The sequence below is a fragment of the Streptomyces sp. NPDC032161 genome, assembly GCF_040636995.1.
Lineage (GTDB): Bacteria > Actinomycetota > Actinomycetes > Streptomycetales > Streptomycetaceae > Streptomyces.
The window spans coordinates 1-24477 of sequence record NZ_JBEZVN010000014.1 but is presented as its reverse complement, the minus strand read 5'-3'; the positions used below and the strand labels follow the sequence as shown (position 1 = coordinate 24477).

At 72.0% G+C, this 24477-nt stretch carries 20 protein-coding genes and 2 pseudogenes; 13 read left to right on the top strand and 9 right to left on the bottom strand.

The annotated features are described in order from the left end of the window. The first annotated feature begins 3 nt into the window (after positions 1-3). The 3 genes from AB0E67_RS22780 (at position 4) to AB0E67_RS22770 (ending at position 1153) form a co-directional block, all read left to right on the top strand. Positions 4-261, top strand: coding sequence for an acyl carrier protein (locus tag AB0E67_RS22780; protein ID WP_362029754.1), 258 nt, complete (start codon positions 4-6; stop codon positions 259-261). A gap of 1 nt (position 262) precedes the next feature. Next, positions 263-742, top strand: a complete 480-nt coding sequence (locus AB0E67_RS22775) for an SRPBCC family protein (RefSeq protein WP_362029751.1) — start codon at positions 263-265, stop codon at positions 740-742. Positions 743-817: 75 nt separating this feature from the next. Further along, on the top strand, positions 818-1153 hold the full coding sequence (locus tag AB0E67_RS22770; protein ID WP_362029748.1) for a TcmI family type II polyketide cyclase: 336 nt from the start codon (positions 818-820) through the stop codon (positions 1151-1153). An 84-nt stretch (positions 1154-1237) separates the two neighbouring features. Here AB0E67_RS22770 and AB0E67_RS22765 read toward each other — a convergent pair whose 3' ends face one another. The 3 genes from AB0E67_RS22765 to AB0E67_RS22755 all read right to left on the bottom strand — a co-directional run bounded on the left by AB0E67_RS22765 (position 1238) and on the right by AB0E67_RS22755 (position 5425). Then, the gene (locus AB0E67_RS22765) at positions 1238-2329 is read right to left on the bottom strand and encodes a methyltransferase (RefSeq protein WP_362029745.1); all 1092 of its coding nucleotides are present in this window, start codon (positions 2327-2329) and stop codon (positions 1238-1240) included. Positions 2330-2364: 35 nt separating this feature from the next. Further along, complete coding sequence (locus tag AB0E67_RS22760; RefSeq protein WP_362029742.1) at positions 2365-3432, bottom strand: right-handed parallel beta-helix repeat-containing protein; 1068 nt, start codon at positions 3430-3432, stop codon at positions 2365-2367. A 340-nt stretch (positions 3433-3772) separates the two neighbouring features. Beyond that, positions 3773-5425, bottom strand: coding sequence for an acyl-CoA synthetase (locus tag AB0E67_RS22755; protein ID WP_362029739.1), 1653 nt, complete (start codon positions 5423-5425; stop codon positions 3773-3775). Positions 5426-5590: 165 nt separating this feature from the next. Here AB0E67_RS22755 and AB0E67_RS22750 point away from each other — a divergent pair, with 165 nt between their 5' ends. From AB0E67_RS22750 to AB0E67_RS22735, 4 genes are read left to right on the top strand one after another with little or no spacing between them, the layout of a single operon-like run. Next, a complete protein-coding gene (locus AB0E67_RS22750; RefSeq protein WP_362029736.1) occupies positions 5591-6391 on the top strand; it encodes a crotonase/enoyl-CoA hydratase family protein in 801 nt (266 codons plus the stop codon). A gap of 15 nt (positions 6392-6406) precedes the next feature. Next, positions 6407-7357 carry an OB-fold domain-containing protein gene (locus AB0E67_RS22745; RefSeq protein WP_362029733.1) on the top strand — a complete coding sequence of 317 codons (951 nt, stop codon included), beginning with the start codon at positions 6407-6409 and terminating at the stop codon, positions 7355-7357. Further along, entirely contained in the window at positions 7358-8413 is a 1056-nt protein-coding gene (locus AB0E67_RS22740) for a thiolase domain-containing protein (protein ID WP_362029730.1), read from the top strand. Then, the gene (locus tag AB0E67_RS22735) at positions 8403-9569 is read left to right on the top strand and encodes a thiolase domain-containing protein (RefSeq protein ID WP_362029727.1); all 1167 of its coding nucleotides are present in this window, start codon (positions 8403-8405) and stop codon (positions 9567-9569) included. Before AB0E67_RS22740 ends, AB0E67_RS22735 begins: the two co-directional genes overlap by 11 nt. A gap of 48 nt (positions 9570-9617) precedes the next feature. Here the strand turns inward: AB0E67_RS22735 and AB0E67_RS22730 are convergent, their stop codons facing one another. Further along, positions 9618-11075, bottom strand: a complete 1458-nt coding sequence (locus AB0E67_RS22730) for an MFS transporter (protein WP_362029724.1) — start codon at positions 11073-11075, stop codon at positions 9618-9620. Positions 11076-11163: 88 nt separating this feature from the next. Here AB0E67_RS22730 and AB0E67_RS22725 point away from each other — a divergent pair, with 88 nt between their 5' ends. Next, positions 11164-11907 carry a TetR/AcrR family transcriptional regulator gene (locus AB0E67_RS22725; RefSeq protein WP_362029721.1) on the top strand — a complete coding sequence of 248 codons (744 nt, stop codon included), beginning with the start codon at positions 11164-11166 and terminating at the stop codon, positions 11905-11907. 23 nt (positions 11908-11930) lie between these two features. Further along, positions 11931-12431: a hypothetical protein gene (locus AB0E67_RS22720; protein ID WP_073789562.1), complete on the top strand. Its 501-nt coding sequence runs from the start codon at positions 11931-11933 to the stop codon at positions 12429-12431. Positions 12432-12707: 276 nt separating this feature from the next. On the opposite strand, the gene AB0E67_RS22715 is transcribed toward AB0E67_RS22720, so the two are convergent. Beyond that, entirely contained in the window at positions 12708-14927 is a 2220-nt protein-coding gene (locus tag AB0E67_RS22715; RefSeq protein WP_362029718.1) for a terpene synthase family protein, read from the bottom strand. Between the two features lie 385 nt (positions 14928-15312). Between AB0E67_RS22715 and AB0E67_RS22710 the strand changes: the two genes are divergently transcribed. After that, positions 15313-16644 carry a peptidoglycan recognition family protein gene (locus AB0E67_RS22710; protein ID WP_362029715.1) on the top strand — a complete coding sequence of 444 codons (1332 nt, stop codon included), beginning with the start codon at positions 15313-15315 and terminating at the stop codon, positions 16642-16644. 79 nt (positions 16645-16723) lie between these two features. Here the strand turns inward: AB0E67_RS22710 and AB0E67_RS22705 are convergent, their stop codons facing one another. Next, positions 16724-17854 (bottom strand): aminoglycoside phosphotransferase family protein, encoded by a 1131-nt coding sequence (locus tag AB0E67_RS22705; protein WP_362029713.1) that lies wholly within the window; start codon positions 17852-17854, stop codon positions 16724-16726. Between the two features lie 231 nt (positions 17855-18085). Here AB0E67_RS22705 and AB0E67_RS22700 point away from each other — a divergent pair, with 231 nt between their 5' ends. Then, on the top strand, positions 18086-19585 hold the full coding sequence (locus AB0E67_RS22700; protein ID WP_362029710.1) for a hypothetical protein: 1500 nt from the start codon (positions 18086-18088) through the stop codon (positions 19583-19585). Positions 19586-19843: 258 nt separating this feature from the next. Here the strand turns inward: AB0E67_RS22700 and AB0E67_RS22695 are convergent, their stop codons facing one another. Beyond that, positions 19844-21310, bottom strand: coding sequence for a SpoIIE family protein phosphatase (locus tag AB0E67_RS22695; RefSeq protein WP_362029708.1), 1467 nt, complete (start codon positions 21308-21310; stop codon positions 19844-19846). A 482-nt stretch (positions 21311-21792) separates the two neighbouring features. Continuing rightward, entirely contained in the window at positions 21793-22449 is a 657-nt protein-coding gene (locus AB0E67_RS22690) for a YoaK family protein (RefSeq protein WP_362029705.1), read from the bottom strand. Positions 22450-22695: 246 nt separating this feature from the next. On the opposite strand from AB0E67_RS22690, the pseudogene AB0E67_RS22685 reads away from it, so the two are divergent. Next, a pseudogene (locus tag AB0E67_RS22685) lies at positions 22696-23129 on the top strand (DUF664 domain-containing protein). A gap of 447 nt (positions 23130-23576) precedes the next feature. Further along, complete coding sequence (locus AB0E67_RS22680) at positions 23577-24092, top strand: lytic polysaccharide monooxygenase auxiliary activity family 9 protein (RefSeq protein ID WP_073791731.1); 516 nt, start codon at positions 23577-23579, stop codon at positions 24090-24092. A 132-nt stretch (positions 24093-24224) separates the two neighbouring features. Here the strand turns inward: AB0E67_RS22680 and AB0E67_RS22675 are convergent. Beyond that, a pseudogene (locus AB0E67_RS22675) lies at positions 24225-24477 on the bottom strand (hypothetical protein); the annotation flags it as partial.

Genomic DNA, 24477 nt, shown 5'->3' with positions numbered 1-24477 from the left:
CCCATGACCGACCGACTGACCTACACGGAACTCGCCGCGCTGATGAAGAAGGGCGCCGGGCTCACCGTGGACCCGCGCGAGATGGAGAAGAGCCCCCAGGCCGCCTTCGACGAGTTCGGCCTCGACTCGTTGGGCCTGCTCGGCATCGTGGGCGTGCTGGAGAACCGGCACGGACGGGCGCTGCCGACCGACGCCGACCGCTGCAAGACCCCCCGTGAATTCCTCGACCTCGTCAACAACAGCCTCATGCAAGGAGCCTGACGTGCCCGGACACACCGAGAACGAGATCACCATCGCCGCCCCCCTGGACCTGGTCTGGGACGTGACGAACGACCTGGAGAACTGGCCGAGCCTGTTCAGCGAGTACGCCGCCGTCGAGATCATCGAACGGGACGGCGACCGGACGAAGTTCCGCCTGACCATGCATCCCGACGAGAACGACAAGATCTGGAGCTGGGTCTCCGAGCGGACCGTCGACCGTGCCGCTCGTACGGTCCGCGCGCGCCGTGTCGAGCCGGGCCCCTTCCAGCACATGGACATCCGCTGGGAGTACTCCGAGGTTCCCGGGGGCACCAGGATGCACTGGACCCAGGACTTCGCGATGCGGCCCGACGCACCCGTCGACGACGCGTGGATGACCGACAACATCAACCGCAACTCCAAGGTCCAGATGGGGCTCATCCGGGACAAGATCGAACAGCGTGCCCGGGAGCGCCGCACCGCCTCGATGTCGGCCGGCTGACCTCCGTACCCCTGCCACGGCTCGGCACCCGGTCGCGACCGGGTGCCGAGCCGGGACCGAGAAAGGCACGCAACGATGCACCACGCCCTGATCGTCGCCCGGATGGCACCGGGTTCGGCGCCCGACATCGCCCGGGTCTTCGCCGCTTCCGACAGCACCGAACTGCCGCACCTCGTCGGTGTCACCCGGCGCAAGCTGTTCCAGTTCGGCGACGTCTATCTGCACCTCATCGAATCGGAACGCCCGCCGGGCCCCGAGATCGCCAAGGTGACGCAGCACCCGGAGTTCCAGGCCGTCAGCGAGCGGCTCGGCGCCTACGTGAGCGCGTACGACCCCGAGACCTGGCGCAGCCCCAAGGACGCCATGGCCCAGGAGTTCTACCGCTGGGAGCGCGGGGCCACCCCCGCCTAGTGCCACGGCACTAGGCCGCCGAAACGCGCCACGCGAAGTGCCCCGGGCCCGTCCGGACCCGGGGCACTTCGCGTGGTGCCGGACTCAGTCGGGGACCACGCATTCGAAGGCGTGCAGGTAGGGGTTGACCGGCACGATCCTGTCGATCACCAGGCCGGCGTCCGAGATCCGGCCGACCAGGCTCTCCCTGGTGTGCTTCGCGCCGCCGACGTTGAGGAGCAGCAGCAGGTCCATCGCGGTGGTGAACCGCATGGAGGGGGTGTCGTCGACGAGGTTCTCGATGACGACGACGCGGGCGCCCGGACGGGCCGCGCGGATGACGTTGCGCAGGGTGCGGCGCGTGCTGTCGTCGTCCCATTCCAGGATGTTCTTGATGATGTAGAGGTCGGCCTGGACCGGGATGGCCTCGCGGCAGTCCCCGGCCACGATGCGGGTCCGCTCGGTGAGCGGCCCCTCGTCCCGCAGCCGGGCGTCCGCCCGCGCCACCACGCCCGGCAGGTCCATGAGGGTGCCGCGCAGCGTCGGATGCTTCTCCAGCAGGCTCGCCAGCACGTGTCCCTGGCCGCCGCCGATGTCGGCGACCACGGACACCCCGGTGAGGTCGAGGAGTTCGGCCACGTCCAGGGCGGACTGCACGCTGGAGGTGGTCATGGCCCGGTTGAATACCTGGGCCGACTCGTGGGCGTCCTGGTGGAGGTAGTCGAAGAAGCCCTTGCCGTGGACGTCCTGGAACACGCTGCGGCCGGTGCGCACCGCGTCGTCGAGTCGCGGCCAGACGTCCCAGGTCCAGGGTTCGGTGCACCACAGGGAGATGTGGCGGAGGCTGTGGGGGTCGTCCTCGCGCAGCAGGCGGGACATGTCCGTGTGGGCGAAGCACCCGTCCGGGGTCTCGGCGAAGATCCCGTGGCAGGACAGGGCGCGCAGCAGCCGGCGCAGCGGCGCCGGTTCGGTTCCCACGAGTGCGGCGAGTTCCCGCACGTCGGCGGGTGTGTCGCCGAGCGCGTCGGCGACACCCAGCCGGGCCGCGGCGCGCACGGCGGCGGCGCGGGCCGCCCCGAAGACGATCTCGCGCAGCTGCATGCCGGGGTGCGGGGCCGCACCGGGGTGGGGGACGGCGGCGCCGTGGGCGGTGGTCGGGGCGGGGGTGGGTGCGGGAGTGGGACTCACTGTGGTCATGCCGATTCGCTTCTCCTCGTGCGGGGGTGCGCCGGTCAGCACATCCCGACCGGTGTGGACTTCGAGCAGACGTTGGATACGAAGGTGTTGCCCTTGCCGGTGTCCCCGTTGGCGAGGTCGGCGGGCTTGTTGCCGAGCGCGACGTTGCCGCTGACGGTGTTGTTGTTGTTCTTCGTGTCCACGAAGCTCTTGAACAGCACGACGCCGCCGGACATCGGTGTGGCGCCCGTGTTGTCGCTGATCGTGTTGGAGCGGACCCGGGTGTCCGCCGCGCCGGTGAGCACGATGCCGGAGCCCTGGATGGCGGGCAGCCTCTCCGTCTTCGCGCAGTACTTGTTGTTGCCGATGATCCGGTTGGACTGGATCGTCATCGCCCCGGCCTGCGGCCTGCCCTCGTCGCCGACCACGAACACACCGCTGCAGTTGGCGGTGAAGGTGTTGTCGTGGACCGACAGGTTCCTCACGCGCCGGGCGGTGAAGCCGATCCGGTTGTCCGACAGCGTGTTGCCCTGGAGTTCGGTGCCCCGGGTGTCGGTGGCGCCGCCCTCCTCGCTGATGGTGTTGGCGACGAAGATGCCCGCGTCTCCGTTGGCGCGTGCGGTGTTGCCCATGAACGAGCCGCGCGTGGAGCGTTCCTGGGCGATGCCCCAGACGCCGTTGCGTTCGGCGGTCACGCGCCGTACGGCCAGCCGGTCCGTCCAGGAGGCCCAGACGCCGTTCTTCTGGAAGCCGGAGACGGTCAGCGAGTCGAGGGTCACCCCGTCGACGGTCCCGCCGGACCGTCCCAGGACGCAGATTCCGCTCCCGGCCTTCGCGCAGGCGTCCGTCGCCCGCGCCTTCCCGGCCGCCGGACGGATGACGGTGCGCTCGCCGTAGCCGCGCAGGGTGAGCCCGGCCTTGTCGATCAGGACGGACTCCCGGTACGTGCCGGGCTGGACCACGACGGTGTCGCCCGGCCGGGCGGCGTCCACCGCCTTCTGGATCGACTGGCCGGGGCGCACCACATGGGGGCTGGTGGTCGACGCTGACGGAACGGCCGCGCCGAGCCCTGCGGCCGAGGCGACCACGACGGGGACGAGGGCCTTGAAGTGTCGTTTCCTCATGTGCCGAAGCTATGGGCGTTTTCCCCCCTTTGCCACACAGAGTGAGCGGTCGGGTACCGGGTATAGCCGCAATGGCCCAGGGCGCGGGGCGCAGCCCGGAAAGGGCGGCGGACGCGCTGCCCGGGTACTTCGGCGCTGCGGGCGAAGGAGCGGAGGGCGGGTCGGCCGGTGCGCGGCGGGGCCGTTCGGGTGCTTTCCGGGGGCGGCGGGCCGGGCCCGTCCGGGTGGCGCGGAGGACCCCCCGGGCCCTGTCCGAGGGGCGGCGCCGGGACGCGCTCGGCCGCCGGGGGGGGCCGGTACGCCGGCCCGGTTCCCGGCCGCCGAGGACCCGTACGCCCTCTCAGGCCCCGGGAGCCGTCACGTCGTCCCGGTCCCCGGCGCCGCGCGGGGAAGCGACGACCGCACGGGCCCACCGGTAGTCGGCCTTGCCGCTGGGGGAGCGCTGGATCTGCCGGGCGATCACCAGCCGCCGGGGGATCTTGTAACCGGCCAGCCGGGCCCGGCAGTGCGCCTGGACGTCGTCGAGCGAGGGTTCCGGGGCGCCCTCGCGCAGCTGCACCACCGCCGCGACATGATTGCCCCATCGCTCGTCCGGCACTCCGGCGACCAGGGCGTCGTACACGTCCGGGTGCGCCTTCAGCGCCTGCTCGACCTCCTCCGGGTACACCTTCTCGCCGCCGGTGTTGATGCACTGCGAGCCCCGGCCCAGGACCGTGACGATGCCGTCCTCGTCCACGGTCGCCATGTCGCCGAGCAGCACCCAGCGTCGGCCGTCCCGCCGGAAGAACGTCTCCGCGGTCTTGCGTGGATCGTTGTAGTAGCCGAGCGGCACATGGCCGCACTGGGCCAGCCGCCCCGGCTCACCGGGCGCCACCGGCTCGTACGTCACCGGATCCACCACCGCCGTACGGGAGTTGACCCGGAGACGGAACCCCTTCTCCGGACCCGAGTCGGGCGTGGCCGTGCCGTTGAACCCGGACTCCGACGAGCCGAAGTTGTTCAGCAGCACCGCCGTCGGCACCAGTTCCTGGAACTCCGCGCGCACCGAGTCCGACATGATCGCGCCCGAACTGGAGACGGAGAACAACGACGAACAGTCGGTGCCCCTCAGCGGGCCCCTGAGCGCGTCGATCAGCGGCCGCAGCATCGCGTCACCCACCAGGGAGACGCTGGTGACCTTCTCCTTCTCGATCGTCCGGAGCACCTCCTGCGGCACGAACTTGCGGTGCACCACCACCCGTTGACCGAAGTCGAAGGCGATGAACGCGGTGAGCGTCGACGTGCCGTGCATCAGCGGGGGAGTGGGGAAGAACGTGATGCCGTCCCCGCCCGCGGCCACCCGCCGCGCGAGCTCCTCCGGGGACTTCACGGGTTCGCCGGTCGGCGCGCCGCCCCCGAGACCCGAGAAGAAGAGGTCCTCCTGACGCCACATCACACCCTTGGGCATGCCCGTGGTGCCCCCGGTGTAGATGATGAACCGGTCGTCGGCGGACCGCGGCGCGAACCCGCGTCCCGGGCTGCCGCCCGCCTCGGCGTCCTCGAACGCCACCGCGTCCGGACCGCGGACCGCTGCCGGTGCGCCCACCCGGATCAGATGGCGCAGGGTCGGGGCCTTCGGGGCGGCGGCCCGGACCCGCTCGTCGAACTCGGCGTCGAAGACCAGTGCCGCCAGATCCGCGTCACGGTAGAGGTAGGCCAGCTCCTCCTCCACGTAACGGTAGTTGACGTTGACCGGAACGAGGCGGGCCTTGAGGCAGGCCAGCAGCGTCTGGAGGTATTCGACCCCGTTGTAGAGGTGCAGCCCCACGTGCTCCCCGGCGGCGATCCCCGCGTCCAGCAGGTGGTGGGCGACGCGGTTGGCGGCGGCGTCCAGTTGCGCGTACGTCAGCCGGCGCTCCGCGCCCGTGCCGGGATGGTCGACGTAGACGAGCGCCTCGCGTCCCGGGACCGCGTCGACGACCGACTCGAACAGGTCGGCAAGGTTGTACTCCACCGCTCCTCCTGACCCCGGCTGCTGACGGACACGGCGTCATTAGAGCGCCGGGACGCACAAGTGGGAAGGGCGCGGCCCAATAAATCTGACTACCTGTCAGAAAACTATTGAACTGGCTCCCCGCCTCCTGCAACCTGTTCCGGGACGTGAGACGGGAGGCAGACGATGAGTGGTACGGAACACCTCACCGTGCGGCGCGAGGGCGCCACGACGGTGCTCACCCTGAACAGGCCCGAGGCGAAGAACGCCCTCTCGCTGTCGATGCTGGTCGGGCTGTACGACGGCTGGCTCGCCGCGGACGAGGACGACACGGTCCGCTCGATCGTCCTCACCGGCGCCGGAGGCTGCTTCTGCGCGGGAATGGACCTCAAGGCACTGGCGGGCAGGGGGATGGAGGGCGAACGGTACCGCGACCGGATGGCCGCCGACCCGGATCTGCACTGGAAGGCGATGCTGCGCCACCACCGCCCCCGCAAACCGGTGATCGCCGCCGTCGAGGGCCCCTGTGTGGCCGGGGGCACCGAGATCCTCCAGGGCACCGACATCCGGATCGCCGGGGCGGGCGCCACCTTCGGCCTCTTCGAGGTCCGGCGCGGCCTCTTCCCCATCGGCGGCTCGACGGTGCGGCTGCCGCGCCAGATCGCCCGCACCCACGCGCTCGAAATGCTCCTCACCGGACGCCCGTACAGCGCCGAGGAGGCCGCCGCCGTCGGACTGGTCGGCAGGGTCGTGCCCGAGGGCACCGCGCTGGAGGAGGCCCTCGCCGTCGCCGAGCGGATCAACGCCTGCGGGCCGCTCGCCGTCGAGGCCGTCAAGGCGTCCGTGTACGAGTGCGCCGAACTGACCGAGACCGAGGGCCTGGCCGCCGAGCTGAAGCGCGGATGGCCGGTCTTCGCCACCGACGACGCCGAGGAGGGCGCACGCGCCTTCGCCGAGAAGCGCCCGCCCGTCTACCGGCGTTCCTGAACCGAGGAGGCACCCGTGCCCGAAACCCTCAGCGCACCCCTGGTGGTCGAATTCCCCTTCACCCGCTCGCTGGGCCCGGTCCAGAGCGCCTTCCTCACCGGGCTGCGCGAACGCACCGTCCTCGGCGTACGGACCGACGACGGAAGAACCCTCGTCCCGCCCGTCGAGTACGACCCGGTCACCGCGCGGGAGCTCCGCGAACTCACCGAGGTCGCCGCCACCGGGACGGTCACCACCTGGGCCTGGAACCCGCACCCGCGCCCGCGCCAGCCGCTCGCCACCCCCTTCGCCTGGGTCCTGGTGCGCCTCGACGGCGCCGACACCGCCCTCCTGCACGTCCTGGACGCCCCCGGCCCCGAGGCCGTCCGCACCGGCATGCGGGTACGGATCCGCTGGGCCCCCGACCGCACCGGCGCCATCACCGACATCGCCTGCTTCGAACCGTACGACGGGGAACCCGGCCGGCCCGCCCCGCGCAGCGGAGAGTTCGACGACCCCGTCACCGGCATCGTCACCCCCGCCCGCCTCGACTACCGCTACACTCCGGGCCGCGCCCACGGCGGCTACCTCGCGGCGCTCGCCGAGCGACGCATCATGGGCGAACGCTGCCCGTCCTGCGAGAAGGTCTACGTGCCGCCCCGCGGCGCCTGCCCCACCTGCGGCGTCGCCACCGCGGAACAGGTCGAGGTCGGCCCGCGCGGCACCGTGACCACGTACTGCGTCGTCAACATCAAGGCCTCCCATACGGCGAACCTCGACATCGAGGTCCCCTACGTCTACGCGCACATCGCCCTCGACGGCGCGGACCTCGCGCTGCACGCGCGGATCGGCGGCATCCCCTACGACCAGGTGCGCATGGGCCTGCGGGTCGAACCGGTCTGGACCGAGGGCGCGCGCCACCCCGACCACTACCGGCCGACCGGCGAGCCGGACGCCGACTACGACGCGTACAAGGAGCTGTTGTAGATGCGAGACGTGGCGATCGTCGCCTTCGCGCAGACCGACCATCTGCGCCGCACCGACGAACTCTCCGAGGTCGAGATGCTGATGCCCGTGCTCCACCGGGTCCTCGACCGGACCGGGCTCGGCGCCGGCGACCTCGGTTTCATCTGCTCCGGCTCCAGCGACTACCTGGCGGGCCGCGCCTTCTCCTTCACCATGGCGCTCGACGGAGTCGGCGCCTGCCCGCCGGTCTCCGAGTCCCACGTGGAGATGGACGGCGCCTGGGCGCTGTACGAGGCATGGGTGAAGCTCCGGTCCGGCCGGGCCGACACCGCACTCGTCTACTCCTACGGCAAGTCCTCGCCCGGTTCCCTGCGCGACGTCCTCACCCGCCAGCTCGACCCCTACTACGTCGGCCCGCTCTGGCCCGACTCCGTCGCACTCGCCGCACTCCAGGCCCAGGCCCTGATCGACGCGGGCGACACCGACGAGGCCGCACTCGCGGCGATCGGCGCCCGCAACCGCACCGCCGCCGGGGACAACCCCCATGCCCAGCTCACCGGACCGGTCCCGGCGGGCGACCACGTGGTACGGCCGCTGCGCACCGGCGACTGCCCGCCCGTCGGCGACGGCGCGGCCGCCGTGATCCTCGCCGTCGGCGACACCGCGAGGGCCCTGTGCCCCCGCCCCGCCTGGATCCGCGGCATCGACCACCGCATCGAGGCGCACGGCCTCGGCGTACGCGAACTGACCGAGTCCCCGTCCACCCGGCTCGCCGCCGAACGCGCCGGGGTCTTCGAACGCTCCGTCGACACCGCCGAGCTGCACGCCCCGTTCACCTCGCAGGAGGTCGTCCTGCGCAAGGCGCTGCGGCTCGACGACACCGTCACCGTCAACCCGTCCGGCGGTGCGCTCGCCGCCAACCCCGTCATGGCCGCCGGGCTGATCCGGCTCGGCGAGGCCGCGGCCCGCATCCACCGGGGCGAGTCCGACCGGGCGCTCGCCCACGCCACCTCCGGCCCCTGCCTGCAGCAGAACCTGGTCGCCGTACTCGAAGGGGAGGGCGCTCATGCCCGTTGAGCCCGTGGCCGTCGTCGGCATCGGCCAGACGAAGCACGTCTCCGCCCGCCGGGACGTCTCCATCGCCGGACTCGTCCGCGAGGCCGCCGTCCGCGCCCTGGAGGACGCCGGACTGGCATGGTCCGACATCGACGCCGTCGTCATCGGCAAGGCCCCCGACTTCTTCGAGGGCCTGATGATGCCGGAGCTCTACCTCGCGGACGCCCTCGGTGCGGTCGGCAAACCGATGCTGCGGGTGCACACGGCGGGATCCGTCGGCGGCTCCACCGCGCTCGTCGCCGCCGATCTGGTCGCCGCACGGGTGCACCGCACCGTCCTGACCCTCGCCTTCGAGAAGCAGTCCGAGTCCAACGCCATGTGGGGGCTCTCGCTGCCGGTCCCGTTCCAGCAGCCGCTGCTCGCCGGTGCGGGCGGCTTCTTCGCCCCGCACGTGAGGGCCTACATGCGCCGCACCGGGGCGCCCGACACGGTCGGCTCCCTCGTCGCGTACAAGGACCGCCGCAACGCGCTGAAGAATCCGTACGCCCACATCCACGACCCGGACATCACCCTGGAGAAGGTCCGGTCCGCGCCGATGCTCTGGGACCCGATCCGCTACTCGGAGACCTGCCCGTCCTCCGACGGCGCCTGCGCCATGGTCCTCACCGACCGCGCCGGTGCCGGGCGTTCGCCGCACCCGCCCGCCTGGGTGCACGGCGGCGCGATGCGCAGCGAACCGACGCTCTTCGCCGGCAAGGACTTCGTCTCGCCGCGCGCGGGCCGGGACTGCGCCGCCGACGTGTACCGGCAGGCGGGGATCGACGACCCGCGACGGCAGATCGACGTCGTCGAGATGTACGTGCCGTTCTCCTGGTACGAGCCCATGTGGCTGGAGAACCTCGGCTTCGCGGACGAGGGCGAGGGCTGGAAGCTCACCGAGTCCGGGGTCACCGCGCTCGACGGCGACCTCCCGGTGAACCCCTCGGGCGGAGTGCTCTCCACCAACCCCATCGGCGCCTCCGGCATGATCCGCTTCGCCGAGGCGGCGCTGCAGGTCCGCGGCCGGGCGGGCGAGCACCAGGTCGAGGGGGCGCGCACGGCGCTCGGCCACGCCTACGGCGGCGGATCGCAGTTCTTCTCCATGTGGCTGGTCGGAGCCGAACCTCCCAGCGGCTGACCGCGCGCCGTCCGGGACCGGTTCGGGCCCGGTCCCGGACAACGCGCCTCACTCCCCGGCCGGGACCCGCTTCCCGGCCGGGACCCGCTTCCCGGAACGGGTGCCCGACACCAGGACCGCGCCGATCAGCGCCACCGCGGCCGGGACCAGGAACACGGCGTACAGGTGGCGCGCGGCGTCCGCCGTGGTGGCCGGATCGGCGAAACCGGAGGCGTTCGCGACCATTCCGGCGACCGCCGAGCCGAACGCGGTCGCGGTCAGCTGGACCGTCGTCGTCGAGGCCCCGGCGACGTCCTGGTCGGCGTCCCCGGACAGGCGCAGCACGTCGGTGAGCAGATGCGGCCACGCGGCGCCGACACCCCACCCGAGCAGGACCAGTCCGGCCGTCACCGCCGACACCACGCCCGCCCCGGAGGACCGGACCGGGGACACCGCCACGAGCATCGCCAGGCCCGTGAGGCAGAAGAGGGGCGCGGTGGCGACGACCGGACCACGCCGCGCGGTCGCACCGCTGAGGACGATCGAACCGAGCGTCCAGCCCGCAGCCATCGCCGCGCCGAGGTACCCGGCACCGAGCGGGCCGAGGCCCTGGAGGCGCTGTCCGAAGAACGGCACGAAGACCTCCACGCAGGACGCGACGACCAGACCGGCCATGGTGACGTAGGCCAGCCGCAGCCGCCGGTCCGGGCCGAACGCCGCCCGGGGCAGCACCCGCACCGTCGCGCCCCGTTCATGACGTGCCCACACGCACAGCAGCACCACCGCGACCAGCACCCCCGCGGCGTTGACGGACGGCGACCGGGCCACGCTCGCGGCCGAGACCACCAGCACCGCCGCCGAGAGCAGGCCGACCGCGCCCCAGGGCAGGCGCACGGAGCCCGGCTCCCCGCCGCGCCCCGGCAGACGACGCGCACCCAGCACCGCGCACAGCACGAGCAGCGGCACGAGCGTCCAGAACGCGCCCCGCCACAGACGCGCCTGCGCCCACGCGCCGCCCAGGGCCGGGCCGACCAGGGTCGCGACGCCCCACATCGCCGAGACCAGGGCCATGGCCCGGGGCCACAGGGCCTCCTCGAAGACGATCCGCACGACCGAGTAGCACAGGGCGAACAGCAGCCCGCCGCCGAGCCCCTGGACCGCCCGGCCGACCAGCAGCACGGCCATGGTCGGCGCCAGCGCGCACACGACGGTCCCCACGAGCAGCGCCGCCGCCGACCACCGGTAGGCCGGGCGCGGACCGGTCCGGGCGAGGACCGCGGAGGCCAGCACGGACCCCAGGACCGACGCCACCACGAAGACGGTCGTCGCCCACGCGTACAGCCGGGCGCCGCCGATGTCCTCGATGACCGACGGCAGCACCGTCGTGGCCAGGTAGACGTTGACCGCGTGCAGCGCGACCCCTCCGGCGAGGGCAGTGGCGACCGCTCCGTGCCGACGGCCCAGCAGGTCCCGCCATCCCGGGGTGGCCGCCGCGGCCCCGGTGTCCGTCGCTTCCCTTGTGGTCATGGCCTCTCCCGCCCGCGATCCATCGCCTCTGCCGTGCGGCGAGCATTTCATTACGCACCGTACCGTATCTAATTGTTAGCCTGGTCGGATGGCGGACGGCAAGCAGCGGGCGGGACGCCCACGGGACCTGGGCATCGATCAAGCGGTCCGGACGGCGGCACTGGCCCTGCTGGCCGAGGCCGGATACGGGGGACTCGCGATCGAGGCGATCGCGCGCCGAGCCGGGACCAACAAGGCCGCCGTCTACCGGCGCTGGCCGAACCTTCCCGCGCTGGTGCTGGACGCGCTCGGTGCCCAGCTCGGTGATCTGCGGCCACCGGACACCGGATGCACGATCTGCGACCTCTGCGACGCGATCAAGCTGCAGCTGACCGTCTTCCGGCGCATGCCGCCCGATGCCCTGGCCGCGCTGCGCGCCGACTGCGGCGGTGACGAGGAACTGAACGAGGCGTTCATGCGCACCCTGTTCGACCCGCCGCGCGAGGCGGTGGCCCAGGTCCTCGACGCGGCCATCGCACGCGGTGACCTGCGCGAACACGTCGACCGTGAACTGGTCCTGGACCTGCTGGCCTCCCTGGTCCACTACCGCGCCCTGTTCGGCCACGGCTCCACCACCGACGAGGACGTCGAGGAGGCCGTGCACGCCCTGCTGCGGGGCGTCGCCCAGGACTACGCCCGCCTGGTCAGCGTCAGCCGGGCCACGTCGCACGCCCCCTCGCCCGGCCACCTCCACGCCGACGGGTACGCCCACCACTGGAACGCCGGAGCCTCCGGCACCGGGGCGGACCCGTCCGAACGCCCCGCCCCGCGCGGCCCCGGCGCCGCGACGTGAGCCCGGACACGTACCATGTCCGCATGTCCTTCCTCCGCCGCCGCAGCGCCGCCACACCCGCTGGCCCCGACTTCGACGTCCTGGCCATGGACCCGGGTGACTGGCCCGGAAACCTCGGCGCGGGTCTGCTGCCCGCCCCGGACGGGAGCTGCCAGGGCGTCTTCCTGCGCTACGACCTGTTCGGCGGCAGGGGCCCCGCGATGATCATCGGCAACCTCCCGGAGGGCTCGCCCGCGCGCGAGACCGAGGAGGGCCAGGTCCCGTTCGAGGTCGCACAGCTGCTGCTCGCGCTGGAGAACGACGAACCGGTCGAGGTCACCGGCACCGAGGACATGCCGGTGATGCAGGGCGACAACCTGCTCATCGTCCGCCGGATCAAGCTCTCCGAGAGCCGTATCTCCTGCGTCCAGTTCGACCGCAGCGACGGCGTGCTCGTCACCATCGCCAGCTGGGACCGGCCGATCACCGACGACCTGTACACGCTCCTGAAGCCGCTGCCCGCCGAGCTGTTCCAGCAGGGCTGAAACGTCCCTTCCGCGGCCGCGCGCCTCGTGTCGCGCGGACGCGGAAGATGCCCGGCCAACTCGCGCCGCGGGCCCCGCCCCTCGGGCGGACGACGCCACTTTCGAAACACGCGCTGGTGCTGTGGCCGGAGACGTCTGCCGGGAAGCTCGCGGCGTCCGGTGCGGTGCATCGCGAGGCGGAGGATCGCCCTCGTACTGGACGTACTCGGGTGATGCGACAACGCGGCGAGGTGCCGTGCCGGGCGTCGCGAGCCGGTAGACCTTCCGGTCGCAGCACTAGACGCGGCAGCCCGCGAGCGGAGCGAACAACGCCGTCACCCGCGCCGCCGACACACCGATCCCCGTGGGCCCGCTCAGCAGGCACGGGGTGCCGGTGCCCCGCCGCAGGTCCTGCTCCCGGTAGCGACGGCAGCCCCGGTGCCAGATCAGGATCCCCGCGATCCAGTGCTTGAGTTCGAGCACGTATCCGGCCAGGATCTCCCTCGCCTCGGCGTCCAGCCCGAAGTCGTCGTACAGCATCGGGAGTTCCCGCTCCGCGACATGCAGGAACTGACGCAGCCGCGACTTCATCAGGTCGTACACGATCCGCACCCCGGTCGGATAGTCCACCCCGAAGAAGTTCTGCACGACCAGGACGCCGTTGTGCACCTCGCCCTCGTACTCGATCTCCTTCTGGTACGAGAACAGATCGTTCAGCAGGCACGCGTAGTCCGCCGCCGCGTTCTCCAGCGAGCGCAGCGGACCGCTGCGGTAGATCTCCTCCGGCACCTTCCGGCCGTGGCCCAGCCGGCACAGGCTCATCGTCAGGTCGGAGCCGAACGTCATGCGCCGCATCTCGACATAGTCCACCGGGTCCGGGATGCGGTTCTGCACCTGATTCGCCAGCTCCCACAGCCAGCTCGCGGTCATGTCCTCGACCGCCGTCCGGAACGCGCGTCGCGCGCCCGTGTCCATCGGCGCCGAGGTCCTCGCCCACAGATCGGCGAGCCCCCGCTCCAGCGCGTTGACCGGTTCGGGGGTCCCGGCCCCGTCCAGCGGCATGAACAGCGAGAGCCGCTCGTTGGCGAGCCTGGCCCCGGTCAGGTCGCGGGCCCGCCCGTGCACCACCGGGAACCAGTCGTCGCCGTACGTCCCCCAGGTCAGCCACTGCGAGGCGAGATCCAGTTCCCCCGGCGTCGCGTCGGGATGCAGCCCCGCCGCGCACAACGGCAGGTCGAACGCGACGAGCCGTTCCTCGTCCCAGATGTGCGAGCCCGGCACACCCGGCTGCGCCTCCAGGATCCCCATCCGCCTCGACCAGTCGACGATCCGCACCCGCGCACCCTCCAGATGCGGGCTGAGGGTCGTGTCGAACGGCAGCTCGAAGTCGGGCAGCAGCGACGGGCCGACGTACTGGTAGGGCACATGCGTGTGACTGCGCAGCCGGGCCGTCTCCGAGCGGAGGGTCGGCCGGATCGACGCCGCGGCCATGCCGAAGGCGGGCACGGACCGGGCGCCGGCCTTACCACCGTCGTTCATGTACCGGCTGGAGCGCATGTGCCATTCGTGGCCGCCCGACTGCCAGTCCTGCAAGCCCTTGACGTACGCCAGGACCGCCGCCGTCCGCTCCGGTCCCAGCGCCTTCTCCGCGCACAGCGGGCCGAGTTCGGTGAGCACGGTGTTCTCGAACTGCTGGAGCCGGGACGTCAGCAGATCGTTCACCGCGTCGGCCGCCTCCTGCGTCGAGCAGCCGAGGAAATGTTCCAGCACCAGCACGCCGTTGCTGTTCTCGCCCTCGTCCTCGACCTCGCGCTGGTACGAGAACAGGTCGTTGCGCAGATGCACCCCGTCGGAGAAGGCGTCCCGCAGCACCCGCAGCGCACGCTCGTCCGCCACGGCCGCGGGGACCTCCGCACCCGCCGCGTACTCGACGAGACCCGCCGACCACGGGGCGCCGCCCACCTTGCGTCGCATCTCGATGTACTCGACGGGGTTCGCGATGCGTCCCTCGTCGATGTTGGCCAGCTCCCACAACGACTCGTTGAGAAGGTTCTCCGTCGCCACGGCGAACCGGCCCCGCCAGGCGTCGGACATGCCCGGCACCGTCCGCGCCCACAGATCGGCCAGCCCCGCCTCGACCGGATTCGTCGGCTCGGGCATCGCCGACCCGCGGCCCATCGGCATGAACGCGGGCAACCGGTCCAGATACCGCTTGCCGCCCTCGCGGTCACGGCTGCGTTTGAACAGCTCCAGGAAGTGGTCGTCGAAGAAGAAGACCCACACGTACCAGTCGGTGACCAGCGAGAGCGCCTCCGACGAGCAGTCGGGGTGGGTGTACGCGCACAGCAGCGCGTAGTCGTGGGAGTCGAGGTCCTTCGCCTCCCAGACGCCCGAACCCTCCAGCATTCCCATGCCGCGCGCCCACTCCCTGGTGTGCCGCCGCGCCTCCTCGACATGGGGATTGAGCCGGGCCGGATGAGGAACATAGAAGTCCGGCAGGGTGAAGGGCTGAGCCATGTGTGTCGGGCCTTTCCGAGATCTCGCCGTGCGCACGCCGCACGGACCGGGTGTCCGCGCGAGCACTACCCTTCGGCCGTTCGAGGCACGCACATCCGCAATTAGTCACACGAATGGTGCGTCCGGGCGCGCGGTGTCCCCGCCCGCCGATGACTGATCGGGCCGGGACGCCCGGAACGCGGGGATCGAGATGCCACCGGCCTCCCGTGGATTCCTTCTTTCCGCAGGTCGGAGAGGGCGCCAGTGGTCTGGTCCACTGGCTCGGTCGACGGGCGGCGCCGACCCCTTGACGCGCTGTCATCTCACGTCCGAGAGTGTGCGCGCACCACGGAACAGTGAGATCGGAACACGTACGGCCCCACTCGCACGGCTCCAGGAGAGGCCCATGACGCCCAAGCAGAGGACCCGACTCGCGGCCGCGTTGGCGACCGCCGGCGCGCTGAGCATGACACTGCTCGCCCCCGCGACACACGCCGGTGCCGACTCGGTGCGGCCCGACTGCCCGCGCGGTCTCGCGTGCGACTGGGTTCCGGCGGCCTACGAGCAGACGGGCGACCCCGCCGACAAGGAGACGTACGGCAACTACGACACCTCCGACCGACCCCGCACCAACAAGATCAGGTTCATCGTTCTGCACGACACCGAGGAGGACTTCGACACCACCCTCGAGATCTTCCAGAACCCGCTGAAGCAGACCTCCGCCCACTACGTGGTGCGCTCCTCCGACGGCCACGTCACCCAGATGGTCAAGAACAAGGACGTGGCCTGGCAGGCGGGCAACTGGTACGTCAACAGCCACTCCATCGGCATCGAGCAGGAGGGTGTCGCCGTCGACGGCGCCAAGTGGTACACCCCCGAGATGTACCGCTCCACCGCGAAGCTGGTGCGTCACCTCGCCGCCGAATACGACATACCCCTCGACCGCCAGCACATCATCGGCCACGACGGCGTACCGCCCACCACTGCCTCCGGAACCAGGAACATGCACTGGGACCCGGGCCCGTACTGGGACTGGAACCGCTTCATGGCACTGCTCGGCAGGCCCACCGTGCCGACCGCCTCCGCCCGCGGCGAACTCGTCACCATCAGCCCGGACTTCAAGAAGAACAAGCAGGTGTTCCGCGACTGCGAGAAGGGCGTGGACCTGCCCGTCCAGGGATCCAGCGCCGTCCCGCTCCACACCGCGCCGTCCGCCGACGCGCCGCTCTTCTCCGACCCCGGTCTGCACCCCGACGGCTCTCCCGGAACGAACTGCGCCGCCGACTGGGGCAGCAAGATCAGCGCCACCCAGCGGGCCGTCGTCGCGGACCGGGTCCCCGGCTGGACTGCGATCTGGTGGTACGGCCAGAAGGCGTGGTTGCGCACCCCGGCCCACACCCGGACCACCACACCCACCGCCGGATACGTGGTCCGGCCCAGGAAGGCACGCGCCGAGGTCCCGGTGTTCGGCGTCGCCTACCCGGAGAAGTCGGAGTATCCCGCGGACTTCGCGGACCAGCGGGTGGGAGCACCGCTCGGGTACACCATCAAGGCCGGGCAGTCCTACCCCGGCGGCGGCGAGGCCCCCACGGGCTACTTCCACGCCCCGACGATCGATTCCTCGCACCCCTACGACCACACGTACTTCCGGGGCGGGGAGAGGTACGTGACCGTACAGATCGGCCACCGGATCGCCTTCGTCAAGGCGTCCGACGTGGACATCGTGCGCGCGCACTGAGAAGGACCCGCGTCACGGCAGCGCGCCGCGGGCCCGGTGTGTCGGCACCGGACCCGCGGCGCGTCTCCCCCCGGGAGGGTCAGCGAGTGCCGACCGCGGCGCGAACGGCCCGGCGGGCCATGGCGCAGTCGTCGTGCAACCGCCGCAGCAGCAGCCGCTGTTCCTCGCTCGACGAGAGCGCACCCGGCCGGTCCGGAACGACGCCTCCGGTCCCCGGCTCCCGCATGGCCCGCTGGACGGCCGTCTCGTAGGTGCGGATCTCCCGCGTCAGCACCAGCATCAGGTTCACCAGGAACGCGTCGCGCGCCGCGGGTCCCGCCGCCTGTGCCAGCTGGCTGATCTGGCGCCGCGCCGCCGGTGCGTCCCCCAGGACCGCCCACAGCGTCGCCAGGTCGTAGCCCGGCAGGTACCAGCCCGCGTGCTCCCAGTCGACCAGCACCGGACCCGTGGGCGACAGCAGGACGTTGGAGAGCAGTGCGTCACCGTGGCAGAACTGCCACGTGCCCTGACGGCCGCCCGCCAGACCGTGCAGCAGCTTCCGCAGGTCGCCCAGATCGCGGTCGGTGAACAGACCGAGCTCGTGGTAGTGGGCGATCCGCGCGGCGTAGTCCAGGGGTGCGTCGAACAGTCCCGGAGCCGGGCGCCAGGTGTTGACACGCGCGATCGAGCCGAGCACGGCCCGCACGTCGGCCCGGGGCGGCGCCTCCCCCGGGTGCCGGGTCAGCGCCGCCACCCGGCCGGGCATCCGCTCGATCACCAGGGCGCAGTTGTCCGGGTCGGCCGCGATGAGCCGGGGCACCCGCACCGGCGGGCGGTGCCGGACGAACGCGCGGTAGGCCGCTATCTCGTGGCGGAACCGCTCCGACCACGCGGGGGAGTGGTCCAGTAAACACTTGGCGACCGCGGTCGTGCGCCCCGTGGAGCCGACCAGGAGAACCGAACGGCCGCTGCGGCGCAGGATCTGCACCGGACTGAACTCCGGGCAGATCCGGTGCACCGACGCGATCACCATCCTCAGCTGAGCGCCCTGCGGACCGGACAGGTCCAGCCGTCCGCTGAGCGGCGCGCCGCCCACCCCGGCCGGCCGCCTCGGCCGGACCGCGCCGGAAGCCGACGGGACGGCGTGCGGCGCGAGGTACGGCCCGCTGCCCGCCCCCAGGGGACGGAGCGGCCGGGGCGGGGCGGTCACGGAGGACGATGCTGTGTACATGGGGGAGACAGATCCCTTCGTGCGCCGACAAGTTGCGTGCACCGCCCCGTCCGGCGGCCCTTCGGCACCCTGGGGAGTACCTAGGGCTGCCGGGCGGGGTGGCGCTTTCCTACCCGACACCGGATCACGGGTGGCAGACCATCTGGCGCACCCTGGCGAACCCTGGCGAATAGTCGCGACGCCTGTGACAGGCGGCTACTGTCAACACAGCCGAGAACCTGGGGGCTTGACGTGACCGGAGAACCCAACACCCGCCTGTCCGACCTGTTCGGCCTCGCCGGCTGGTCCAAGGGCGAACTCGCGAGACTGGTGAACCGGCAGGCGGCGGCCATGGGCCATTCGCAGCTGGCCACCGACACCTCGCGGGTGAGGCGTTGGATCGAGATGGGCGAGTCCCCTCGCGATCCGGTGCCGAAGGTGCTGGCAGCCCTGTTCACCGAGCGGCTCGGTCGTGTCGTGACCATCGAGGACCTCGGGTTCGGCCGGCGCGGGCGTGTGGGGAAGCGGCGAGAGGCGGGGGCGGAGCACAACCCCGACGGACTGCCGTGGGCGCCCGAGCGGACGGCAGCGGTCCTCACCGAATTCACGGGAATGGACCTCATGCTCAACCGACGCGGCTTGGTGAGCGCGGGCGCCGCGCTCGCCGCAGGATCGACCATCACCGGCCCCATGCACAACTGGTTGCACAGCGACCCCGTGCTGGCGGCCGACGTCCCACGGACCGATGACCCGCTGCACGTGGACTCCGCCGGATTCGACCGGTACGAGGCCGCCCCCATCGGGTCGGAGGAGATCGAGGCACTCGAACGGTCCGTCGAGGTGTTCCGTGCCTGGGACGCCTCCAGGGGCGGCGGACTCCAGCGCAAGGCCGTGGTGGGGCAACTCAACGAAGTGGGCGGCATGCTCGCCTACCGCCACCCCGAGCACCTGCAGCGTCGCCTCTGGGGCGTCGCCGCCAATCTCGCGGTGCTCGCGGGGTGGATGTCCCACGACATCGGCCTGGAACCCACCGCGCAGAAGTACTTCGTCATCGCCGCGCACGCGGCACGCGAGGGCGGCGACCGTCCCCGCGCCGGCGAGGCCCTGTCCCGGGCGGCGCGCCAGATGGTCCACCTGGGCCGTCCCGACGACGCCCTGGACCTGATGAAGCTCGCCAAGTCCGGCTCGGGCGACATGGTTCTGCCGCGCACCCGGGCGATGCTGTGCACCATCGAGGCATGGGCGCAGGCGTCCATGGGGCAGGGACAGGCGATGCGGCGCACGCTCGGCAAGGCCGAGGAACTCTTCGTCTCGGACAAGAGCGACGTCCCGCCGCCCAGTTGGATGCAGATGTTCGACGAGGCGGATCTGCACGGGATGCAGGCCCTGGCGTTCCGTACCCTTGCCGAACACGACCCGTCGGTGGCGACGGTGGCTCAGCGCCACGCCAAGCAGGCGCTGGAACTCCGGGCCAACGGACGCCAGCGGTCCAAGATCTTCGACTTCATCTCGCTCGCCTCGGCGTGCTTCATCGCCGACGACCCCGAACAGGCCGACCGTTACGCCCGGTTGGCCCTGGTGACGATGGGGGAGACCTCCTCGCACCGCACCTGGGACCGGCTGCGCGAGATGTACCGGCTGACGGGCCAGTACGCGGGTTACGCGAAGATCGAGGACCTGCGGGAGGAGATCCGGGTCGCCATGCCGCAGCACTCCGTCATCAAGCAGCCCAGGCGCTCGTCGGAGATCTGACCCGGGGGCACCGCGAGGAGCGGGCACCGGTCGTCGACCGCGAGACAGCGGCCGCGGCCCGGTCGAGCACGGCCCGATCCGACACCGTCCGAAGCGACACCACCGTCCCATCGATCACCGCCCGACCGAACACCGTCCGACCGAACACCGTCCGGCCGGCGATCGTCCGCACACCGAGTTCCGTGGGCGGATCCTTCTCCCGCGTACCGCTTCGTGTCCGGCGTTCGCGTTCGAGTGCCCGTACGGGTGCCGTTGTGCCTACGCCCCGATGCGGGCGATCAGCACGCACGCGTCGTCCAGGGGCTCGGCGCCGCCGAACTCCGTGACGACCGTGCGCACGCACTCCTGTGCCGTACGGGCCCGCGCGAAGCGCGGTGCCAGCGCGAGCAGGGCGTCCGGGCCCGCACCCCGGTCGCCGTGACGGTTCAGCCCGTCGGTGTGGAGGACCAGCACATCGCCGGGCAGCAGCTGCGCCTCGTCCTGCTCGTAGGCGACACCCGATGCCGCGCCGAGGAGGACCCCGTCGGGCGACGGCAGCGGGCGCCCCTCGCCGTTGCGGAACAGCAGCGGCGCGGGGTGTCCGGCCTGCGCCCAGACGAGGGCGCCGGTGGCCGGATCGAAGCGGCAGCAGACGGCGCTGCCGAGGGCCGGCTGCACGGAGGATTCGAGCAACCGGTTGAGGTGCCCCATCAGAGCCCCGGGCTCGACACCGGCCACGGCCATCCCGCGCAGCGCTCCCAGGAGCATCGCCATGGCGGAGGCGGCCTCGACGCCGTGCCCCGTGAGGTCGCCGACGGTGAGCATCGTCCTGCCGTCGGGCAGTTCCAGGGCGTCGTACCAGTCGCCCCCGATCAGGGAGCTCGACTCCGACGGGAGGTAGTGGGCCGCGACGTCCAGCACACCGGCTCCCCGCGAAGGAAGCCGCAGCGGGCCGCGCCACGGAGGCAGTACGGCCTCCTGGAGCTCGACCGCCATCCGGCGCTCGGTGCGCGCCATGTGCTGCCTGCGCCGCAGCGCGTCGCGGGTCCGGCGCACCGCCTGCTCGCTGTGCCGCAGCTCGCTCACGTCCCGCAGCACCGCCCACATCGAGGCCGTGCAGCCGTCCGTGTCGAGTACCGGCTCGCCCATCATGTGGAGCGTGCGCGTCCGGCCGTCGGTCCGCAGGATGCGGAACTCCCCGTCCATGGGCCTTCCGTCCACCAGGCAGTCCGTGACCAGGGCTGTCAGTAGGGGCTGGTCCTCGGGGAGCAGCACGGACGGAAGCTCGTCCAGGGAGAGGGGGCCCGCGTCGGGGGACCTGCCGAAGATCTGGAACAGCTCCTCGGACCAGGTGACCTCGTCCGTCAGCAGGTTCCACTCGGCGCTGCCCACCCTGCCGATGAGCGAGCCGCTTCCCGACGGAGCCGCCCCACCGTGCGGAGCGGTCCGGGAGGGAGTCCTCGCGGACGGCTGCCCGGGGGGGCGCGGGGTGTCCGGCGCGTCGGGCCCGAGGCCCTCCCGCAGCTGTCCCAGTCGGGTGCCGAGGTCGTCGAGATGGTGGACCGCCAGTTCGCAGAGCGCTCGTTGCCAGCGCGTGTGCGGGTCCTCCTCGTCGACGAGGACCGCGTCGCGGCGTACGGCATCCACCTCGCCGCGCAGCTGCCGGGCGCGGTGGATCAGCGCGTCGACGGCGTCACGTTCGTGCGGCTGCGGGGCGGGGCGGTCCGCGGACAGATGGGACGGCATCTCGTACTCCGATACAGGCGCGGCGCGACCAGGTCTGAAAGGTGGACCGGAGACGACTGTGGCACAGGCCGCAGGGGCTCGTAAGGGATTTGGCAACACTCGACATGTTGTTGCTTCTGGCATATGCCATAGGCTGCGGATGGCGTCGATTCGTCGAACAGCCTTTCATCTGACGGAAGTTGACGCTCGAGGGTGGATGCATGTCGCGCCGTGCGCGCCCAGGTTGTGCGCCCAGCTCATGGGGTGTGCGCGGGGGGCGTGCGGGGGCGCGCGAGCGCCTCCCTTCGCGGTCCGGCGCCCGTCGCCGAGGGGGTGATTCCCGGGAGCGAGTGGCAATGGTTTATCGTTCATCTATGTGGGGTCGCGCAATGCGCCCACCCCTCGACCGCCCCGGCCGGAAACCCCCGATCCGGCCGGGGCTCCCCGGCTCCGCGCCCCGGCCGCCGCCCACTCCTGGTACCCGTACCGGCACCGTGCCGGGCTCAGCCGCCGGGCCGTCGCGTCGGGGCCGCCTCGATCAGCAGCGCGCAGGCCACGGGCACCACCGCCACCAGGGCCGCCGCCTCCGGCCTGAGCCGCACCGCCAGCGCGGTCACGGCGGCACCCACCACGACCGCCGCCAGCCGGCCGGCCGCCCAGCGGTCCTCCCGCCGCCACGACCGCGACGCCGCGCGCCCGACGAGGGACGTGAGCGTGCCGGTGAAGTAGTTCGTGGGCGTCGTGAGGACGCGCCCCTGGACGCCCATGGCCGCGGCGACGAGTACCAGCGGCCCCAGCCGGCCCCCGGCGGACGTGAGCGGACCCGCCCCCCACAGCACCGCGCCCGCCGTCAGCAGCACCACCTCGACGAGCAGCGTCATCGGCAGGGGCCACCGCAGCCGCGCGGTCAGCAACGCCCCGCACGCGACCCCCGAGCCGTACGAGACCAGCGCGGTGATCACCCCGAGGGCCACCCCGTGCTCCCCGACGCCGACCGCGGAGGCGCCCAGCAGCACGAGGTTTCCGGTCATCACCCCGGCGAAGACCTGCCCCAGACAGACGAAGGCGAACGCGTCGGTCGCCCCCGAGGCGGCCGACAGGAGCAGCAGGGCACATTCCGTGCGCGGATCGCGCCCGGTGGGGAAGGAGACGGTGGACACGCCTGCATTCTCGGTGCGGCCGTGCCGGAAGGCGCCGGAACGCCGTGGGCACGGCGCGGCGTTCGTCGCGTCGCGCGCTTCCGCTCCCCGGCGTGTCCGGCCGTTCGTCGGCGGCCGGCGAATTCGCCGGCCCGATCCTCCGCGGGCGGGGCAGGATCGGAGGATGACATGGACAGCACCTGATGTGCGGCGCGTATCCGGTCTTCTCGTGGCGGGCGAACGGGAGATGCTCACCGGCTATCTGGCGTGGTACCGCGGCACGCTGCTGCACAAAAGTGCGCGGGGTTCACGGGAGAGCAGCTCGCGCGGGAGACGGTGGAGCCGTCGAACCTCACGCTGCTCGGACTGATCCGCCACATGGCGAAGGTCGAACGGGTCTGTTCCGGCAGCGGTTCGCCGGTCAGGCCCTCGACCCCATGTACGACCCGGGGAAGGGGAAGGACGCGGACTTCGAGGACCTGGACCCGGCCCGCGCTTCCGACGGCTGCGACCGCCTCGTGGAGGAGTGCCGGCTGGCCGAGGCGATCGTCGCCGACGCATCCCTGGACGACACCTTCACCCGTGCCGGCGAGCTGTACTCGCTGCGCATGGTCCATCCGCACATGGTCGGTGAGTACGCGCGTCACATCGGCCACGCCGACCTGCTGCGCGAGCGCATCGACGGCGCGACGGGGTGGTGACGCGGCGCCGGTGACGAGCATCGCGGGGATGCCGCGCCGGGCCGTGTTCCCGAACCGGGGGTACGGTGACCGGCCTCTCCCCGGCCTCGTTCCCGCGGGCACGGGCACGGGCACGGGCGCATGCGTCGGCGCCCGCGGGGTGGACGCCCGGGAGCCCGCGCCCTGGGCGAGCCTTCCGGAAGCCGGCCGACGGGTGTTCGGGGATGTCCGGAAGCGGCCCCCGTGAACCCTCCGCCGGCCGCAACCCTTGACGGCGGCTCGGCGATGGCTATGGTCTGGTCCAAGTGCAAGGCCGCCTGACGGGCGCCCGCGACCGCGCGGTGTGCGTTCCGGTGGGCCCTGCCCCGCCCTTCGCGCCTCTTGGCCCCACACCGGAGAGGCCGGCCTGCCGTCGTCGGGCCCCCACGGCCCGGGCGTGCGCAGCGACGCCTCATGTGAAGGAGAAGCATGCACGCGAAAAGGAAGACAGCCGCAGTCGTCGGAGCCGCGCTGGCGCCGGTTCTGGCGCTGACCCTCCCGGCGGGCTCCGCCGACGCCCACGGATACATCTCGTCGCCGCCGAGCCGTCAGGCCCAGTGCGCCGCCGGGACGGTGAGCTGTGGAGAGATCAAGTACGAGCCGCAGAGCGTGGAAGGCCCCAAGGGGCTGACCAGTTGCAGCGGCGGCAACGGCCGGTTCGCCGAACTCGACAACGACTCCAAGGGATGGAAGGTGACCCCGGTCGGCCGGACCCAGTCGTTCCAGTGGGTCCTGACCGCCCGGCACGCCACGAGCACCTGGCAGTACTTCGCCGGCGGCCGGAAGATCGCCGAGTTCAACGACAACGGGGCCCAGCCGGGTGCGACGGTCACCCATCAGGTGAGCTTCGGCGGACTGACCGGCAAGCAGAAGGTGCTCGCGGTGTGGAACATCGCCGACACCGCCAACGCCTTCTACGCCTGCATCGACGTCAACGTCGGCTGACCGGGGGCCGGGCCGCCGGGTGCCCGGCCGTTTCCCCCGGTTGTCGCGCACGCACGGAACGGTTGCCGTGAACACACGGAACCCCGGCCCGATTCCGGCGGGCCGGGGTTGTGTGTGGGTTGAGCGGTCGGGTCAGTCGTCGTATCCGCCGCCGTAACCGCCCTCGTCGCCGCCGTAGCCGCCCTCGTCGCCGCCGTAGCCGCCCTTGTCGCCACCGTGGTGGCCGTGGTGGTGGATCACGCGGAAGCTGGCGACGATTCCGTTCTTGACGTGGACGCCGCCCTTGACGTGGCCCGGACGGACGCCGTCGCTGGAGCTCCACGGCCCGACGGTGGCGATGGGGGCGCCGTTGTCGCAGGTGACACCCCGGAAGACCTCGACGGTC

Excerpts from the sequence above, each read along its gene's own strand:
- AB0E67_RS22780 (WP_362029754.1), top strand. The coding sequence starts at position 4 with ATGACCGACCGACTGACCTACACGGAACTCGCCGCGCTGATGAAGAAG.
- AB0E67_RS22770 (WP_362029748.1), top strand. The coding sequence starts at position 818 with ATGCACCACGCCCTGATCGTCGCCCGGATGGCACCGGGTTCGGCGCCC.
- AB0E67_RS22765 (WP_362029745.1), bottom strand. The coding sequence starts at position 2,329 with ATGACCACAGTGAGTCCCACTCCCGCACCCACCCCCGCCCCGACCACC.
- AB0E67_RS22760 (WP_362029742.1), bottom strand. The coding sequence starts at position 3,432 with ATGAGGAAACGACACTTCAAGGCCCTCGTCCCCGTCGTGGTCGCCTCG.
- AB0E67_RS22750 (WP_362029736.1), top strand. The coding sequence starts at position 5,591 with ATGAGTGGTACGGAACACCTCACCGTGCGGCGCGAGGGCGCCACGACG.
- AB0E67_RS22740 (WP_362029730.1), top strand. The coding sequence starts at position 7,358 with ATGCGAGACGTGGCGATCGTCGCCTTCGCGCAGACCGACCATCTGCGC.
- AB0E67_RS22735 (WP_362029727.1), top strand. The coding sequence starts at position 8,403 with ATGCCCGTTGAGCCCGTGGCCGTCGTCGGCATCGGCCAGACGAAGCAC.
- AB0E67_RS22730 (WP_362029724.1), bottom strand. The coding sequence starts at position 11,075 with ATGACCACAAGGGAAGCGACGGACACCGGGGCCGCGGCGGCCACCCCG.
- AB0E67_RS22725 (WP_362029721.1), top strand. The coding sequence starts at position 11,164 with ATGGCGGACGGCAAGCAGCGGGCGGGACGCCCACGGGACCTGGGCATC.
- AB0E67_RS22720 (WP_073789562.1), top strand. The coding sequence starts at position 11,931 with ATGTCCTTCCTCCGCCGCCGCAGCGCCGCCACACCCGCTGGCCCCGAC.
- AB0E67_RS22715 (WP_362029718.1), bottom strand. The coding sequence starts at position 14,927 with ATGGCTCAGCCCTTCACCCTGCCGGACTTCTATGTTCCTCATCCGGCC.
- AB0E67_RS22710 (WP_362029715.1), top strand. The coding sequence starts at position 15,313 with ATGACGCCCAAGCAGAGGACCCGACTCGCGGCCGCGTTGGCGACCGCC.
- AB0E67_RS22705 (WP_362029713.1), bottom strand. The coding sequence starts at position 17,854 with ATGTACACAGCATCGTCCTCCGTGACCGCCCCGCCCCGGCCGCTCCGT.
- AB0E67_RS22695 (WP_362029708.1), bottom strand. The coding sequence starts at position 21,310 with ATGCCGTCCCATCTGTCCGCGGACCGCCCCGCCCCGCAGCCGCACGAA.
- AB0E67_RS22680 (WP_073791731.1), top strand. The coding sequence starts at position 23,577 with ATGCACGCGAAAAGGAAGACAGCCGCAGTCGTCGGAGCCGCGCTGGCG.